The following is a 15,277-nucleotide window of genomic DNA, read 5'->3' as shown; positions in this document are numbered from 1 at the left end:
CCGTAATCCTGGCCGCAGTGAAGTGGCCGAGATAGATGGATGGGGACGATAGATGGATGGGGACGCGAGTTCCCCCGACGATTCAAACGACGATGCAGTTGAACCAACAACCCCATGCAGCCCTGGCCCAAACCGAAGAACCTCGCTGTCAAGGAACGAAGCTCAGAAAGAACACCTGAGCTTCGTTCCCGGCCCGAGCTTATGCGCGTGGGGAGCGGCGTCAAGAGTCAAGATGAACGCCAAAAAACGGCGCCCTTGACCCCGCTCCCCACGACCGCGCCTTACTTCGCCCTTGACACCGCCAACGTCGTTAGAGATGTCACGCCCCACATCTTCAAAAGACAATCCCAAAACACCAACAACCCAAAACCTACCAACAACTTACCTACAGGAAATAAATCCGGAAAAGCGCCGATTCACCCCACCCACCCCAGTAAAATAGAAACAGAAGCCAAACAAGCCAGCACGAACCACCAAACCCACTGCCCCGTTTAGAATGAGCACTTAGCCGTACCACAGCAAAACAAGCATCTTCCGCACCAAAGTACCAACCTAAATCCCCTCAATCGAAGACCTTGCGCAATAAGTAGGGGAGGGGGCACTGGTACCTCAAGCAGCAGAACATGTTAGAATAGAAACAGCTTGGTGCCCGGCTCGCGACAGGCACATCGATGTGACGTGACCGCACCGTCGCAAGCGATCCGCGAATCCGTTCAAGCAATCTCAAGACGCCGGCGTAAAGAACGTCCGGCGAAAGGATCATTATGCCGAAACAGGGAATCCACCCGAAGTACGAGACCATCACCGTGAAGTGCGCCTGCGGGACTCACTTTGAGACGCGCTCCACCCACAAGGGCGACATCGTCCTCGAAATCTGCTCCGCCTGCCACCCGTTCTTCACCGGCAAGCAGAAGCTGGTCGACACCGCCGGACGCGTCGAGCGTTTCCGTCGCAAGTTCGCCCAGTCCGACGCCGGCAAGGCAGCCGCCAAGTAAGCGGGAGCCGCACCATCCACCCGAAGGGCCTCCGCCAGCGGAGGCCCTTTCAACTGACTAGCTGACTTGCTAACTAGCTGACTCGCTCAACTATGAAGAAGCGCTACACACTCGAGCAGAAGAAGTGGGACTCGCCCGTCGAACACGCGATGCCCGCACAAGCGCGCGTGCCAGCCAGCTTCAACATCGGCAACATCACCATCGCCCCAGCCACAGTCCTGGCCCCCATGGCCGGCGTCACCGACACCGTCTTCCGCCGCTTCATCAAAAACGCCAGCCAGTTCAGCTCCGAATCTTCTCAAAAGTGTCATCCTGAGCGGAGCGAAGCGGAGTCGAAGGATCTGCGGTTCGACCGCGCCGCCACGAACGTCGAACAGGAGACCACCAACCAGCAATCCGGCTGCGGCCTCATCATGACCGAGTTCACCTCGGCCGACGGCCTCTCCCGCATGCGTGAGACCAAGCGCAAGCGCTACCTCACCTACTACGACGACGAGCACCCCATCGCCGCGCAGCTCTTCGGCTCCAACCCCGAGACCCTCGCCGATTCCGCCCGCATCGTCCAGGACGCAGGCTTCGACATCGTCGACCTCAACCTCGGCTGCCCCGCCAAGCGCGTCGTCGCCTGCAATGGAGGCTCAGGCCTCCTCAAGGACCTCCCCCAGATCGAGCGCATCTTCCGCGCCATCCGCGCCGCAGTCACCATCCCCTTCACCGTCAAGTTCCGCATGGGTTGGAACGACGCTCACATCGTCTGCGTCGAACTGGCGAAGCTCGCCGAAGACAATGGCCTCAACGCCTGCGCCCTCCACGCCCGTACTCGCGAGGACGGCTACACCGGCCAGGCCCGCTGGGAGTACATCGCCGCCGTCAAGGACGCCGTCTCGATCCCCGTCATCGGCAACGGCGACATCCGCACCCCCGAGGACGCCGCCGCCATGGTCGAGGCCACCCACTGCGACGCCGTCATGATCGGCCGCACCGCCCCCGCCAACCCCTGGATCTTCCGCCAGATCGCTCAGTACACCGCCTCCAAGGAGGCCACCGGCACCGGCACCTACGACCACCCCGCCAACGAAGACCGCTACCGCATGATCCGCACCTACTTCCAGATGCTGGTCGACGAGATCGCCCTCGAAGAGGCCGCCGAGGCCGCCCGCACCGAAGCCATCCTCGCCCAGGGCCAGATCGCCCGCGAAAAACGCAACCGCGACGCCATCGGCAAGATGAAGCAGTTCGCCGCCTGGTTCACCCACGGCGTGCAAGGCGGCGGCGCGCTCCGCAAACAAATCTTCGAATCCAAAAACGGCAACGCCGTCATAGCCGCTGTCGAGCAATTCTTCGAGACCCAGCAGGAACTCCCCGCCGAGTCAACAACCGAACCGGTGCAGGACGATGCCACGCTTCTCACCGAAGCCGCGTATTGCGACTAGCCTCTACTTCAGGTCGTTCTTTTGCGCACGTACCTTCTGCAAAGCCTGATCGAGTGATCCGCGAAAGACCAGCAGCTTCGTCTCCCACACAGCACTCCCATGCGCCGGCAAAGGACGTTCGGGATCAACATGCTGGCAGGTAAGCTCCGGATTGCTCCATACATTCCCGGTCGTGCGGGTAAAACTCACCGCCACCCACCGGCTATCGGTGGAAAGCGTAGCAATCATCGGTTCATCCACAGCGCGTGATTTGCTGTAGTAAGTAATCCCATCATCGCGCCGATTCACTCGCTTCCCCGGGATAGGCCACGTATAAGAATCGAGATAACGCACTGGCAGCCACTGGCTGAGCGGCATCGTCAATCTCTCCGGCGTCTCCGATGCCAGCAGATCGAACCCGTCCGTGTGATGAACGTACGTCCGTTCCAACCGCACATCGTGAAAGATCGAGCTCATCCTTGGATCGGTAACGGCAGCGGCCATCTCATATGCAACGCCGGGGCGATTCATAAGTTCGTAGTGAAAGACCACGCCGTCATCGTCAAGCGTCGCTCTCGCGAGCATGTGAATCCCGCCACGGAAGTCCCTCTCGTACCCGATCGATTGCCCGTTCTGCTTCCACGACACGCTCTGTCCATTGCTGCCGGGACGAAAGATATACAGGTGTTCAGCGTCTGTACTTCCCTGCCGCTTCACCGTTACATGTTCGGGGAACAAGATCTTCATCGTGTCTCCAGAAGCATCACCAGGAACCACAAGATGAAGCACAGGCTCCGAATCCGCTTCAGTGACCACAAGCTTTACGCCCTCACGGTTTTGAATCTCCGGTAGCTGCTGCGCTGCGGCGAACGCTGTCATACAAACCCAGGTCAGCGTCACAACGATCATCCTCACGACGCCCTCGCGTAAACCCGCACATAGTCCACCAGCATCTTCTGCGGAAACTCAGTCGAAGCATCCGGATATTTTGGCCAGAACCCTCCCACCGCAACGTTGAGAATCACGAAGAACGGATGGTCATAGACCCATCTTGTCCCCGCCGGAAGATCCTTCGGCGTCCGCTCCACAATCAGCGCATCATCCAAGAAGAACCGTATCCTCTCCGGCTCCCACTCCACCGCATAGGTGTGAAACGAATCGTCCACGCGTTCACCTTCGCGCAGGTTGAACTTGGCCAAGATCCCATTGCCGCCACTGTATCCCGGGCCATGCACCGTGCTGTAGATTCTGCTGGCCTCGCCAATATTCTCCATCACGTCGATCTCGCCGCACTGCGGCCAGCCAACTTTACCGACATCTTCGCCCAGCAGCCAGAACGCCGGCCAGATTCCCTTACCCAGCGGGAGCTTCATCCGCGCCTCGAAGCGTCCGTAGGTCTGCGAAAACATCCCCTTCGACTTGATTCGCCCGGAGGTGTACCACCTCGCGATCCCATCGCCTCCGGTATAGCGCTCCTTCCATGCGGTGATCACAAGGTTCCCGTCCCGCTGCTGCACATTCTTCAACCGCGACGTGTAGGTCTCAAACTCATCGTTGCCAAACCCTCCCCCTCCGAGATCGAAGCTCCACTTCACAGGATCGGGTCCCGTCCCATCGGCTCCATTGAACTCGTCACTCCACGCCAGCTTCCACTCGTTGTTTTGTCTGTCCGCGGGCACCGCGGATTTCGAACACAGGCACAACACCATCAATCCAACTGCGGCCCTACTCCATCGCATCAACCAGGCTCCTTATAGACTCCGCGAATCCGCACTCCATAGACTCCGCAAATCCGCACTCCGTTTCCGCCAAACCACCTTCGCCTTCTCCCGCCAGCGTTCATCCAACGCCACCAGCTCCCAGTCCACACGCGCCGAAAGATACCGCAGCACCAACTCGGTCGCCGGATGCACCCGCAACGCCGGAGCCACCAGATACAGCTTCGGCGACTCCTGCGACAGCACCACTCCGCTGAAGTAACCGGCGCGCTGCAACTCTCCAATCCCTGCAGTTCGAAGCCCTCCGGACTCCCCCTGCAGATGATGCCACCGCACGCGAACCCAATAATCCAGCCCCTGCAACGCCAGGTGCAGGTCCTCGTCGGCCTTCAACTCAATCACCGCAAGCCGCCCGTCGCGCAGCACGCCCAGCAGGTCCAGCATCCCCCGATCCCCTGCCGCAAACGCCGGCACCTGCGTGTACACATGCGCCGGATTCAGATGTGCATCCAGCGCCTCGACACCCTTCCGCAGCACGCTCTCCAGCCACCGCTCCGGCTGCATCCGATACAGCGCATCGCGCTTGTCCCCGCCCGCATGCCTGCGCTCGAACAGCCGCGCCACCAGCTCCCGCAGTCCATCTTCGTTCGCCGCCGTCAGCGGAGTCTCGCTTGCTCCCGCACCAAACGTAATCTCCTCCTGCGCGTTGAACGAGTTGCCCGCATACCCCGAGCGCACCCGCGCAAACTCCAGACCATGCAACAGGAAAGCCATCTCCGCGCCGCTGCGAATCACCTGCTCCACCTCGCCGCGCACCGGCTCCGGCACCATCGCCATCACGCGCCCAATCGCATCGGCGAAGCGCTCGCGGACGGCCGCACGATCCGGCGCATGCACCAGCCGCGTCGTTACGTTGCCGTGGTCGGCGGCATCGCGCTGCTCCAGATCCTCGGTCTGCGGGTCCAGCTCCCATAGCTCCCACTGAGCCGCGCGTTCGTTCAGCCACGGCATCCGCGACAGCGTCGGCGCCGCGCAGCCTCGCGGAACAATCAGCCGCAGCCCCTGAAACACTCTTCGTCCGGCAGACGAAGCACGGCAGTGCTCCAGCCACAGAATCCCTACCGTCAGAATCCCGTCGACCGTCGCCTGCGTCTCCTCCGGATTCACCGCAATCACCGCCCACGCCCGCTGCCCCTGCACCAGAGTCCCGCGCACATACGCCGGCCCGAAGCTCTTCTCCAGATCCATCGCCGCGCGCAACCCCTCCACCTTCCACTCCGGAAACGCGCGTACCAGCACACGCTCGAGCACGCGCCGGTACTTCGTCCTGGTCGCCTCGCGCGCCGACGGCATTCTGCGATCACGGTCCGCGACGATCTCCAGCGTCTGCGGCCGCGTCTGCCCGAAGCGCATCGTTGTAAGCCGAAGCGTGCCGTTGCGCGTAGTCGCCGCCGCTACCCTGCGGACAAGATTCGCGTCCTCGCTCCAGAGATGCAGCGTGCAGCGACCATGCTCACTCGCCAGCCTGTACTTCGCCGAGCGCATATCGAAGATCACCCTGCCCTCGTCAAGCACCACCGCCCGCGGATGCGCCGCAAGATACTCCTCGACCGCAGCCGCGATCGTCTCCGGAGCCTGTTCTTCCATCTTCCGCGCTGGAGATACTCCGGGCGCGTCGTCCTGTCGTCCGCAGGTAAAAGGCATAGCGGAACGCTAACACACCCGTCCGCGCTGGCCGACTAAAGCGGCTTCTGAAAATGGAAGTCCGTAATCCGCAGCCCCTGGCGGAAGTAAAACGCATGCGTCTGGTGCCGATGCGTCCCCGAGTCCAGCGAGAAGGTCTCGCAGCCCTCCTGCCGCGCCAGTTCCATCAGCCAGCACAGCATCACCTCGCCGAAGCCGCGTGACCGCATCGCCTCGTCTGTCACAAGATCATCCACGTACATCGTCTTGCCGCTCCAAAGCACATGCATCACGCGAAATCCCGCAACCGCAACCACCGCGCTCTCGTGCTCCAGATAGGCCAGCCGATAGCCCTCGCGCTGCTGCACCTCCACGCGACCAGCGAACTCCGCAGCCTCGAGCTTCGGCCGCAGCTGCCGCATCACCGCAAAGCAGCGATCGATCTGCTCGCGAGTAGTCGCGAGCTGAATCGACGACGTTCCAGACAGAGATGAAGCACGACCGCTCAACGTGACTCCCTTCCATCAACCAGCCTTCCAGCCTATTCAAAATGGTACGAGCTCTTGCCCCACTCAAAGCTCACCTGCGGCGCGCACGCCGGCGCCTTCACCCGCACCGTCGTCTTTCCCTCCGTCTTCCCCCTCACCTCCGGCATCACCAGCGAGATCAGATCTCCCTTCTCGCTCACCTGCCAGCTTCCCGTCGCCACCTCGCCCGCCGAGTCCGACGTCATCGCCAGCACTGCGTTAGGTGGAAAGCCCTTGCCCCGGATCATCACCGCCTGCGCATCCGGCGTAACCCGCAGCGCCTCCAGCGAACAGCCGTCGTCGGCGCCAATCATCGGAAACGCCACCACCGTCGCCAGTGCCTTCCACTTCTGGTCATCCGAGATCACGCCAAAGCGCTTCGCCTCGCCCTTTGCCGCCGTCAGCGCCATATCAATGACAGGATTCGCATCCGGACGGCTCGGAGCACAGTCTGCCTTCGTCTTACCGGTGCAGATCAGCCTGCCATCGTCGGTTAGCGAGATGCCGCCTTCCACCGGCTTCACCGGCCCGTTCAGCGGCCAAAACAACAGCGTGTAGTGCTGATCGTGCGGCAGGCCCTCCGTCACAAGGTCGTAGCGCACTACCGTCCCCTGCTCCCCCTTCGTGCGCGAGCGTTCCTTCGCGATCAGCTTCGCACCGGGCGTCGAGGAGAACTCCCAGGCCACCTGCTGCTGCATCAGCTTCTTCGCACCATCCATCCCCTGCATGCTCTCGGTCGAGCCCGCCGGGGCAGTCGCGCTCTGCGCATACGCAGCCGTCACCCCCGCCATACACAAAGCCAGCCCCGCGCTGCGCGAACAGATACGCACCCTGCCGCGCATCGACCGCATCACCAGCCCCCGGCAGCTCGCAGGTGCGTAATGTGCGCCACATGATGCCGCGAGTGCCACGCATACATCAGCGTCGCCTCCTCCACCGTCGACGGCCCGTTCTCCGGATGCCGGTAGCCGCGCTGCCACTGCTCATCGCTCAGCGACTGCAGCATCATCACCCAGCGCGCATGCAGGCTCTCAATCAGTTCCAGAGACCACTCCACCGGAGCCGCCGAATCATGCAGCGTCGCCCAGGCCTTCTCGTCATAGGGCTTGATCGTCGGCCAGTTCTCCGTCAGCGCCAGCCGGACGCGAATGAAGGCGTTCATATGGCTGTCGGCGATGTGATGCACCAGCTGCCGCACCGTCCATCCACCCTCGCGATACGGCGTGTTCAGCTGCTTGGAATCCATCCCCTCCACCGCATTGCGCAGCTGTTCTGGCAGCTCAGCCAACGAGGCGATCGCATTCAACCGGTCCTCCTGGGTAATCGTCTCAGGCCGCTCAAACTTGCCAACGGGATACCGCGGGTCCACCACAGTCACGCTCATCCGGGTCGCTCCTCTTTTTAGGTCTTAGGAGCAACTTAGCATAGGTCGTTGTGTACCCTGAGAAAAGAAGACTTATGGGCCGCATTCTCTCCACATCCGCAGCAGCCCTCCTCCTCGCGAATCTCGCCTTCGCGCCAGCGTATCCCGCAGCCTCACAAACCGCCGCGCAGCCCAGCCCCCAGCACCTCGGCTTCGACCGCAATCTCTACCCCGGCGACTCCGCACTTCCCGCCCTGCGCCAACACTTCGCCTTCACCGGCTACTGGCTCAACAACCCTCCCGGCGAGACCACCAACACCTGGCGCGGCAAGCGCGAAGTCCTCCTTCGCAACGGCTTCGGCTTTCTTGTCCTCTTCAACGGCCGCCTCGATGCTGAGATCCTCCGCGCCAAACGCCGCAATCTCACTCCCGAAAAACTCGGCCAGCAGGACGCCGCAGCCGCCATCGCCGCAGCCCAGCGCGAGCACTTCCCCGCCGGGACCATCCTCTTCCTCGACCAGGAAGAAGGCGGTCGTCTCCTCCCCGAGCAGTCCGCCTACCTCTTCGCCTTCACCGAGACCCTCGCCGCCTCCGCCTACCTCCCCGGCGTCTACCTCAGCGGCCAGCCCGTGGAAGACTCGCCCGGCAAGACCATCACCACCGCCCAGCACGTCCGCGAACAGGTCACTGCGAAACACCTCCACCCCATCGCCCTCTTCGTCTACCAGGACGCCTGCCCCCCCTCAAGCGGCTGCAGCCTCACCCCGCCGCCCCTCACCACCGCCGGAACCCCCGACATCGCCGCCTGGCAGTACGCGCAATCCCCCCGCCGCCCGGAAAACACCGCCACCTGCCGCAAGACCTACGCCGCCGACAACAACTGCTACGCCCCCGGCGTTCCAGGAATCTATCTAGACATGAGCGTCGCAACCTCCGACGACCCCTCCCACGGCCGCTGATCACTTAGCTTCGCCGCCGTCCGCAACCCGCAGCGAAACCCGAAACTCCGTCCTTCCCGGTTGCGACTCAAACTCGATCACGCCGTCGTTGTGCCGAACCAGCCGCTGCGCGATGTCCAGCCCCAAACCCGTCCCCTGCCCCATCGGCTTGGTCGTAAAGAACGGATCGAAGATGCGCGAGCGTGTCGCCTCCGGAATCCCCGGTCCATCGTCGATCACCCGCACCACCACACGCTGCCCCTCGCGCCTCGCGCTCACCTCCACCCGCCCGCCCTCGGGCACCGCGTCCAGCGCATTGTCCAGCAGGTTTCCCCATATCTGATTCAGCTCACCCGCAAAGCCAAAAACCCGCGGCAGATCGTCCTCCAGATTCATCGCCACTATCACCGACTTCTGCCTCGCCTTCGCGTTCAGCACCGTCACCGCGCTGCCCAGCCCCGGCCTCGGATCCAACGGCTCGGCCACCATCGCCTGGTCCATGTGCGTGAATCCCTTCACGGCCCCGACCAGACTCGAGATGCGCATCGAGCAGCCCTGAATCTCCGACGCCAGGCTACGCACGGCGCACCCCGCCGCCGCCCACCGCAGCACAGCGTTCAGCGCCGGTCCCGTCACCACCTCCGCCAGCGCGTTCAGCGCCTCGAACGTCACCTCCGTCTCCGCCAGCAGCCCAGCGTTCGCCGTATCCAGCCCACGTCCCGCAAGCCAATCGCAGATCGCATCCTCGCGATCCACCTGCTCCAGCGGCGACCGCGCCTTGGCAGGCTTCTTCGCCAGACATGCCGTACGAATCGCATCCACCGCCGCCAACTGCGCATCCGTCAGCCGCGCCGCCTCCAGCGCCCGCGCCGCGTTCTCCAAGTCCTCCAGCCTGTCCGTCAGCAGGCACACGCTGCGCTCGATCGCCGACGCCGGATTATTCAGCTCGTGCGCCAGCCCCGCCGAAAGCTTCCCCAGCGAGATCATCTTCTCGTTCTGCAACTCGGTCGAAGTAAACAGCCGCGCCCGGTCCAGCATCCGGTGCACCAGGATCGACGTCACCTCAACACACTCTCGAATCATCTCGTGCAGATGGTCCCGATGCAGTTCTAGGATCTCCAGTGGCTCCTGCGCGATCGAATTCCCTGGAGGATTCACCAGCCGCGAGTACGGAAGCATTCCCGTCACATCGCCCTCACGCCACTCCACCAGCTTCTGCGGCCCCGCCCCGCGGTCAACGAATAGCGCCAGGCACCCCGACAGAATGACGTACATGCCTTCCACCACCTGTCCCTTGTGGGACAGAACCTCCCCGACAGCAAGCCGCCGCAGAAACCCATGCTCCGCCAGCCAGGCCAGCTCCTCCCGAGGAGCCGAGCCTAGCGTCTTATGCTGCGCCAGACGTTCGACCAGATCCATCGTCACCATCTCTGGACCACCCCTCAATCCAGCTGATTTTCTCCCGAAAAAGGTATCAGATTCACCGGCAGGCGCGTGTCAGCCCAACCAGTACTCTCCCAATCCTGCATCCATTCCCATTGCCGCATCCATCGCGCACCCCTATCATCAAATCAAGATGACCACTCCCGCCCCGGACCACAAACACTACTTCACCACCAAGCTCGGCGTCTCCGAGCGCCTCATCGAGCGCTGCCTCGCCGAAGCCCTCTCCGCCGGGGGCGACTACGCCGACCTCTACTTCGAGTCCGTCACCTCCACCTCGCTCGGCATCGACGAGTCCCTCGTCAAATCCGCCTCCCAGGGCGTCTCCCTCGGCTGCGGCGTCCGCGTCCTCTCCGGCGAGCGCACCGGCTACGCCTACACCGACGACCTCTCCTCCGACGCCCTCCTCAAGGCCGCCCGCACCGCCGCCCTCATCGCCTCCGGCCCCGCCAAGGAGCTCATGCAGGGCTTCCGCCACACCGAAACCGACTCCCTCTACCCCATCGCCGGAGCCACCGCCGACGCCGAGATCGCCCAGAAGCTCTCCCTCATCCAGCGCGCCGACGTCGCCGCCCGAGCGTACGATTCCCGCATTACCCAGGTCCGCGCCAGCTTCTCCGACGAGCTCCGCCGCATCCTCATCGCCGCCTCCGACGGCACCTTCGCCTCCGACACCCAACCCCTCGCCCGACTAAACGTCTTCGTCATCGCCAAAGACGCCACCGGCAACAATGGCTCTGGCAGCACCGCCCGCGGCTCGAGCGGCGGCGGCGGACGCATCACCATGGATTTCTTCACCGGCGACAAGTCCCCCGAGCACTTCGCCCGCGAGGCCGCCCGCACCGCCATCCTCCAGCTCGGCGCCATCGAGGCCCCCGCCGGCGAGATGGAGGTCGTCCTCGGCCCCGGCTGGCCCGGCGTCCTCCTCCACGAAGCCGTAGGGCACGGCCTCGAGGCCGACTTCAACCGCAAGAAGACCTCCGCCTTCGCCGGCCTAATCGGCCAACAGGTAGCCAGCCCCAAAGTCACTGTCGTCGACAACGGCCGCATGCCCAACCGTCGAGGCTCCATCAACGTCGACGACGAGGGCAACCCCACCCAGGAAACGGTCCTCATCGAAAACGGAATTTTGAAGGGCTACCTCTCGGACAAGCTCTCCGCGCGACTCATGAACATGCCCAACACCGGCTCCGGCCGCCGCGAGAGCTACCACCACATCCCCATGCCGCGCATGACCAACACCTACATGCTCAACGGCGACGACATGCCCGAGGACATCATCCGCTCCGTCAAGCGCGGCCTCTACGCCGTCAACTTCGGAGGAGGCCAGGTCGACATCACCAACGGCAAGTTCGTCTTCTCCGCCTCCGAGGCCTACCTCATCGAAGACGGCAAGGTCACCAGCCCCGTCAAAGGAGCCACCCTTGTAGGCAACGGCCCCGAAGCCCTCAAGTACGTCTCCATGGTAGGCAACGACCTCGCCCTCGACGAAGGCATAGGAACCTGCGGCAAATCCGGCCAGTCCGTCCCCGTCGGCGTAGGCATGCCCACCATCAAGCTAGACAAGATGACCGTCGGCGGCACCGGCTCCTAGCGGCAACGGCGGTCCTGAATGTGTCGCCACGCCTTTCGCCGTACGTCAAAAGAGGATAGAAGGCAGCCACGCACCGGCTGGCTCGTTATAGAGCCCGATGCTCATCAACGTCATCGGCTGAACGACTCGCAGTCCATTCGCCAGACACCAGCGCAGCAGAGCGCTGTTCCGCGAGGGCACCAGAATTCCAGGGCCGCCGAAGGACTCCGCCGAGGCGATGAGCGCCTGCATATCCAGGTTGCTCTCCGCCGTTGCATGGCCGAAGAAGGCGAGGTCGCTGGCATATCCGGTGATGCGGCCGCTGCGTTCCACCACGGTGGCCGTATTTTGCTGGATGGCATGCGCCAGTTCGGTGCCTCGATCGAATCCATGCACCCGCCGCGAGAGCGCGTTGCAGTCTTCCATATCGGCAGTTTGTGCAGGCCGAACTGCACATCCGGAGACATTCCGCTCGATGGTCCGTCCCTGGACACAGGCAAGCGGCTCACGGATATCAAAGCCGAGGCTGGTGTAAAGCGAGAGCGAGCGATTGTGAAATGCAGCCTGCACCAGCCGTATTCCAGCGGCGTCGCGGCTATACGCTCGATCCATCACCGCCCGCATCAGCTTGCGCCCAACGCCCAGATTTTGTGCGCCGGAGTCGACGGTGATCGGGCCGACCCCTGCAATCGCAGAACGCTCGTCAAGGCAATTGCTTCCGACGATGCGGCCTTCGACCTCTGCCACCACGCAGTAAAAATCCGGCATGGAAAACATCATCGACAGCAGCCCGGCGGCAACCTCTGCCGAGGGGAAGTCGCAGGGAAAACCGTGAGCCGCATTGATCCCGGAGAAGGCGTCGTAGCAAATTTGCCCGCAGACGGAGCTGTCATCTGGCGTGGCGGCACGAACCACAACCTCCGGCTGCGATTTCAGCGACATGAGTGACCTCTTCCTTTTTTTTCGAGCGAGTATATCAGCCCGGCGCGGCGCTCCGGGTGAGTTCCTGGCACACCGAGCGGGCCCACCTCACTGCCGTAGGCCGGAGCGAAGTCCGAAGCCCCGAGCAAGGCCGAGGGGGACTTATCTATCCGCGATCTCCGAACCGCCAACACAACTCAGAAGTAAAGCCCAAGCACCAACCCAAACTGATTCAACTGCTGATTCGGCCTCTTCCCCGTGTTGTTCTGGTGCTCATAGTATGGGTCCAGCTGCACGTGCCTTCCAATCGGCAAAAGACATCCCGCATAGATCGCCGTATCGCTCCACTTCCCATACTGGCTCTGATAGAAAGGCTCCACACTGGCATACGCCTTCATGTGGTACGAACGAATCGCAAACGGTCCTTCAATCTGCACTCGATTCCGATACCGCCATGTGAAGCCGCCGCTCTTCCAGTCCAGATCGAACCTGTTCCTATCCGTCAGCAGAAGCCTCGTCGTCACCGGAAACCGCGCCGTCCCCACTGGCTCCATTCGATTCGTCGCCGCCCCGCCATTGGCCTCCGGCAGGTACCTGTACCCCAGCGACAACACCAGCGGCCGAGGCTTCGCGTCATCAAGATCGAACTTATTAACCTCCGCCAGCCTGATCCACGAGTGAGCATACAAATCCACCGTCGGCCCAACCTCCGCCTGAACCGGCTCACCCGCCTCTCGCGTCTGCTTCGCCTGCAGTTGGAATCGCACCCCGTCGCGCACCTTGGTATAGAGATCGATCTCTGGCAAAAACTCGCTGCTCTGCGCATGCATCGGCAGGCACGCGCAAATCAGGCCACCCGTCACCACGAGTTTCAGCCATCTCGTTCCACCCATCAAGCCACGCTCACGCCGGACTGGATTCGAACCAATGGCATCTAGGCTATATCGCCCACTGCCTGTTCACGCGCCATTATCTCCTCGGTCACAAATCCCCCATTCGTTCGCCCAACAATTGCGACCGCCCCACCGCTCAATCATCCATCCCTGTACGATGAAGTAGGTGGTCTCTAACAAAACCGTGCCGGAAGACGTCTTCACGCCCCGAATGTCGCGCAGCTCCAGCTTTCTAACACGCATCTTCAGAGCCTTCCGCTATCGCGACTTCCGCCTCATGTGGACCGGCGCCTGCGTCTCCACCATCGGTACCTTCGTCCAGCAGTTCGCCCAGAGCTGGCTCGTCTACGACCTCACCCGCGACGCCTTCTACCTCGGCCTCGACCTCTTCCTCGGCCAGCTCCCCATCATGCTCTTCTCCCTCTTCGGCGGAGTCTTCGCCGACCGCATGGACCGCCGCAAGATGCTGCTCGTCTCGCAATACATCCAGATGGCCTGCGCCTTCCTTCTAGCGCTCCTCTTCGTCACCCACGTCGTCAAGGTCTGGCACATCCTCGCGCTGTCTTTCTTCGTTGGACTCGGCCAGTCCTTCGGCGGCCCCGCCTACTCCGCCCTCCTCCCCACCCTCGTCGGCCCCGAGGACCTCTCCAACGCCATCGCAATGAACTCCATCCAGTTCAACCTCGCCCGCATCATCGGCCCTACCATCGGAGGCCTCGCCTACACTACCCTGGGCGCCACCTGGTGCTTCACCCTCAACGGCATCTCCTACATCGCCGTCATCATCTCGCTCTTCATGATCCACGTGAAGTTCGTCCCGGCCAAATCCACCGAGTCCGTCCTCAAAAGCATGAAGGAAGGCATCCGCTTCATCCGCAGTCGCGACGGCATGACCGCCCTCGTCATCCTCGCCTTCTGCACCACCCTCTTCGGCTTCTCCCTCAACGGCTTCCTTCCCGTCTTCGTCCAAACCGTCTTCCACCGCGGCCCCCAGACCTACACCCTCCTGCTCGTCTGCTCCGGCGCAGGCTCCATAGCCGGCGCCCTCTCCGTAGCCGCCGTCGAAAAGATGAAAGGACAGGGCCGCCTCACGCTGCTCATCCTCATCTTGCTCGGCCTCGTCATCGCGGCCTTCGCGCTCTCCCGCTGGCTACCGCTCTCCTGCGTGCTCATGTTCCTCGCCGGAACCGCCATCATGGCCTCCGCGTCCTTCATGCTCTCCCTCGCCCAGCTCATCACCACCGACGCCATGCGCGGACGCGTCATGAGCGTCTACAACCTCGCGTTCCGCGCCGGAATCCCCCTCGGAGCCCTCCTCCTCGGCAAGCTCATCCCCATCTTCGGAGTCTCGAAGGCCCTCTCGGGAGCCGGCCTCACCCTCGTCGCCATCTCCCTCTACTTCCTCCTGGTCAACCGAGACGCCACCTTCCGCCCCGCCACCCAACAGACCTGAACCAGATGCTCCCCCGTCCCAGCGGCCCCACGGGCCAGCATCCCCGTCATCGCCCCATTGCTCGTCATTCTGACCTGAGCGAAGCCGAAGGGGAAGAATCTCAGTATTTTCCGCTTGCAATGCCCGGAAATCCCTTTGATTGCATAACGACGTCGGCTCCGGCCATGGGCAGCGGTTAAGCTTTTTGGCAGGTAAAGGCCAGGGCTCCCGCGTGGAGGAAGGAGCCAACGTCATGCTTATGATAGGTTGCGATTTTCATCCCGGGCTAGAGGAGTTAGCGTTGCTGGACACGGAGACGGGGCAGCGGCGGCAGCAGCGTCTCCGCCACGCATTCGGTCTTGAGCCGGTGCGGCAGTTC

General features: G+C 62.8%; 15 protein-coding genes. 6 read left to right on the top strand and 9 right to left on the bottom strand.

Translation table 11 applies throughout. The annotated features are described in order from the left end of the window. The first annotated feature begins 764 nt into the window (after window positions 1-764). Together rpmE and Q363_RS24995 are read left to right on the top strand one after the other, a co-directional pair. A complete protein-coding gene (gene rpmE, locus Q363_RS25000) occupies window positions 765-995 on the top strand; it encodes a 50S ribosomal protein L31 (RefSeq protein WP_035356255.1) in 231 nt (76 codons plus the stop codon). A 92-nt stretch (window positions 996-1,087) separates the two neighbouring features. Then, window positions 1,088-2,428 carry a tRNA dihydrouridine synthase gene (locus tag Q363_RS24995; RefSeq protein WP_035356252.1) on the top strand — a complete coding sequence of 447 codons (1,341 nt, stop codon included), beginning with the start codon at window positions 1,088-1,090 and terminating at the stop codon, window positions 2,426-2,428. A gap of 3 nt (window positions 2,429-2,431) precedes the next feature. Here Q363_RS24995 and Q363_RS24990 read toward each other — a convergent pair whose 3' ends face one another. The 6 genes from Q363_RS24990 to Q363_RS24965 form a co-directional block, all read right to left on the bottom strand. Beyond that, window positions 2,432-3,322, bottom strand: a complete 891-nt coding sequence (locus Q363_RS24990) for a hypothetical protein (RefSeq protein ID WP_157467512.1) — start codon at window positions 3,320-3,322, stop codon at window positions 2,432-2,434. Next, window positions 3,319-4,086, bottom strand: coding sequence for a glycoside hydrolase family 16 protein (locus tag Q363_RS24985; RefSeq protein ID WP_245632457.1), 768 nt, complete (start codon window positions 4,084-4,086; stop codon window positions 3,319-3,321). The genes Q363_RS24990 and Q363_RS24985 overlap by 4 nt, the downstream gene beginning before the upstream one ends. 72 nt (window positions 4,087-4,158) lie before the next feature. Continuing rightward, complete coding sequence (locus Q363_RS24980; RefSeq protein WP_245632456.1) at window positions 4,159-5,829, bottom strand: hypothetical protein; 1,671 nt, start codon at window positions 5,827-5,829, stop codon at window positions 4,159-4,161. A gap of 35 nt (window positions 5,830-5,864) precedes the next feature. Beyond that, the gene (locus tag Q363_RS24975; protein WP_245632455.1) at window positions 5,865-6,317 is read right to left on the bottom strand and encodes a GNAT family N-acetyltransferase; all 453 of its coding nucleotides are present in this window, start codon (window positions 6,315-6,317) and stop codon (window positions 5,865-5,867) included. A gap of 32 nt (window positions 6,318-6,349) precedes the next feature. Next, window positions 6,350-7,177 (bottom strand): hypothetical protein, encoded by an 828-nt coding sequence (locus Q363_RS24970; RefSeq protein ID WP_211256339.1) that lies wholly within the window; start codon window positions 7,175-7,177, stop codon window positions 6,350-6,352. Window positions 7,178-7,185: 8 nt separating this feature from the next. Continuing rightward, entirely contained in the window at window positions 7,186-7,719 is a 534-nt protein-coding gene (locus Q363_RS24965; protein ID WP_035356243.1) for a YfiT family bacillithiol transferase, read from the bottom strand. A gap of 74 nt (window positions 7,720-7,793) precedes the next feature. Here Q363_RS24965 and Q363_RS24960 point away from each other — a divergent pair, with 74 nt between their 5' ends. Beyond that, window positions 7,794-8,657 carry a glycoside hydrolase domain-containing protein gene (locus Q363_RS24960; RefSeq protein ID WP_035356242.1) on the top strand — a complete coding sequence of 288 codons (864 nt, stop codon included), beginning with the start codon at window positions 7,794-7,796 and terminating at the stop codon, window positions 8,655-8,657. Here the strand turns inward: Q363_RS24960 and Q363_RS24955 are convergent, their stop codons facing one another. Further along, window positions 8,658-10,055, bottom strand: coding sequence for a sensor histidine kinase (locus Q363_RS24955; protein WP_245632454.1), 1,398 nt, complete (start codon window positions 10,053-10,055; stop codon window positions 8,658-8,660). 157 nt (window positions 10,056-10,212) lie between these two features. Between Q363_RS24955 and tldD the strand changes: the two genes are divergently transcribed. Next, window positions 10,213-11,673 carry a metalloprotease TldD gene (gene tldD / locus Q363_RS24950; protein WP_035356237.1) on the top strand — a complete coding sequence of 487 codons (1,461 nt, stop codon included), beginning with the start codon at window positions 10,213-10,215 and terminating at the stop codon, window positions 11,671-11,673. 45 nt (window positions 11,674-11,718) lie between these two features. Here tldD and Q363_RS24945 read toward each other — a convergent pair whose 3' ends face one another. Beyond that, complete coding sequence (locus Q363_RS24945) at window positions 11,719-12,594, bottom strand: GNAT family N-acetyltransferase (RefSeq protein WP_035356234.1); 876 nt, start codon at window positions 12,592-12,594, stop codon at window positions 11,719-11,721. A gap of 176 nt (window positions 12,595-12,770) precedes the next feature. Continuing rightward, entirely contained in the window at window positions 12,771-13,466 is a 696-nt protein-coding gene (locus Q363_RS24940; RefSeq protein WP_051979286.1) for a DUF2490 domain-containing protein, read from the bottom strand. Window positions 13,467-13,632: 166 nt separating this feature from the next. On the opposite strand from Q363_RS24940, the gene Q363_RS24935 reads away from it, so the two are divergent. Together Q363_RS24935 and Q363_RS41140 are read left to right on the top strand one after the other, a co-directional pair. Then, the gene (locus Q363_RS24935) at window positions 13,633-14,919 is read left to right on the top strand and encodes an MFS transporter (RefSeq protein ID WP_245632453.1); all 1,287 of its coding nucleotides are present in this window, start codon (window positions 13,633-13,635) and stop codon (window positions 14,917-14,919) included. 139 nt (window positions 14,920-15,058) lie between these two features. Continuing rightward, on the top strand, window positions 15,059-15,277 hold a 219-nt coding region (locus Q363_RS41140), incomplete at its 3' end, for a hypothetical protein (RefSeq protein WP_157467508.1).

This window comes from Edaphobacter aggregans DSM 19364 (assembly GCF_000745965.1).
Taxonomy (GTDB): domain Bacteria; phylum Acidobacteriota; class Terriglobia; order Terriglobales; family Acidobacteriaceae; genus Edaphobacter; species Edaphobacter aggregans.
Note: the sequence above shows the minus strand (reverse complement) of the source record. Positions and strands in the feature narration are given on the sequence as shown.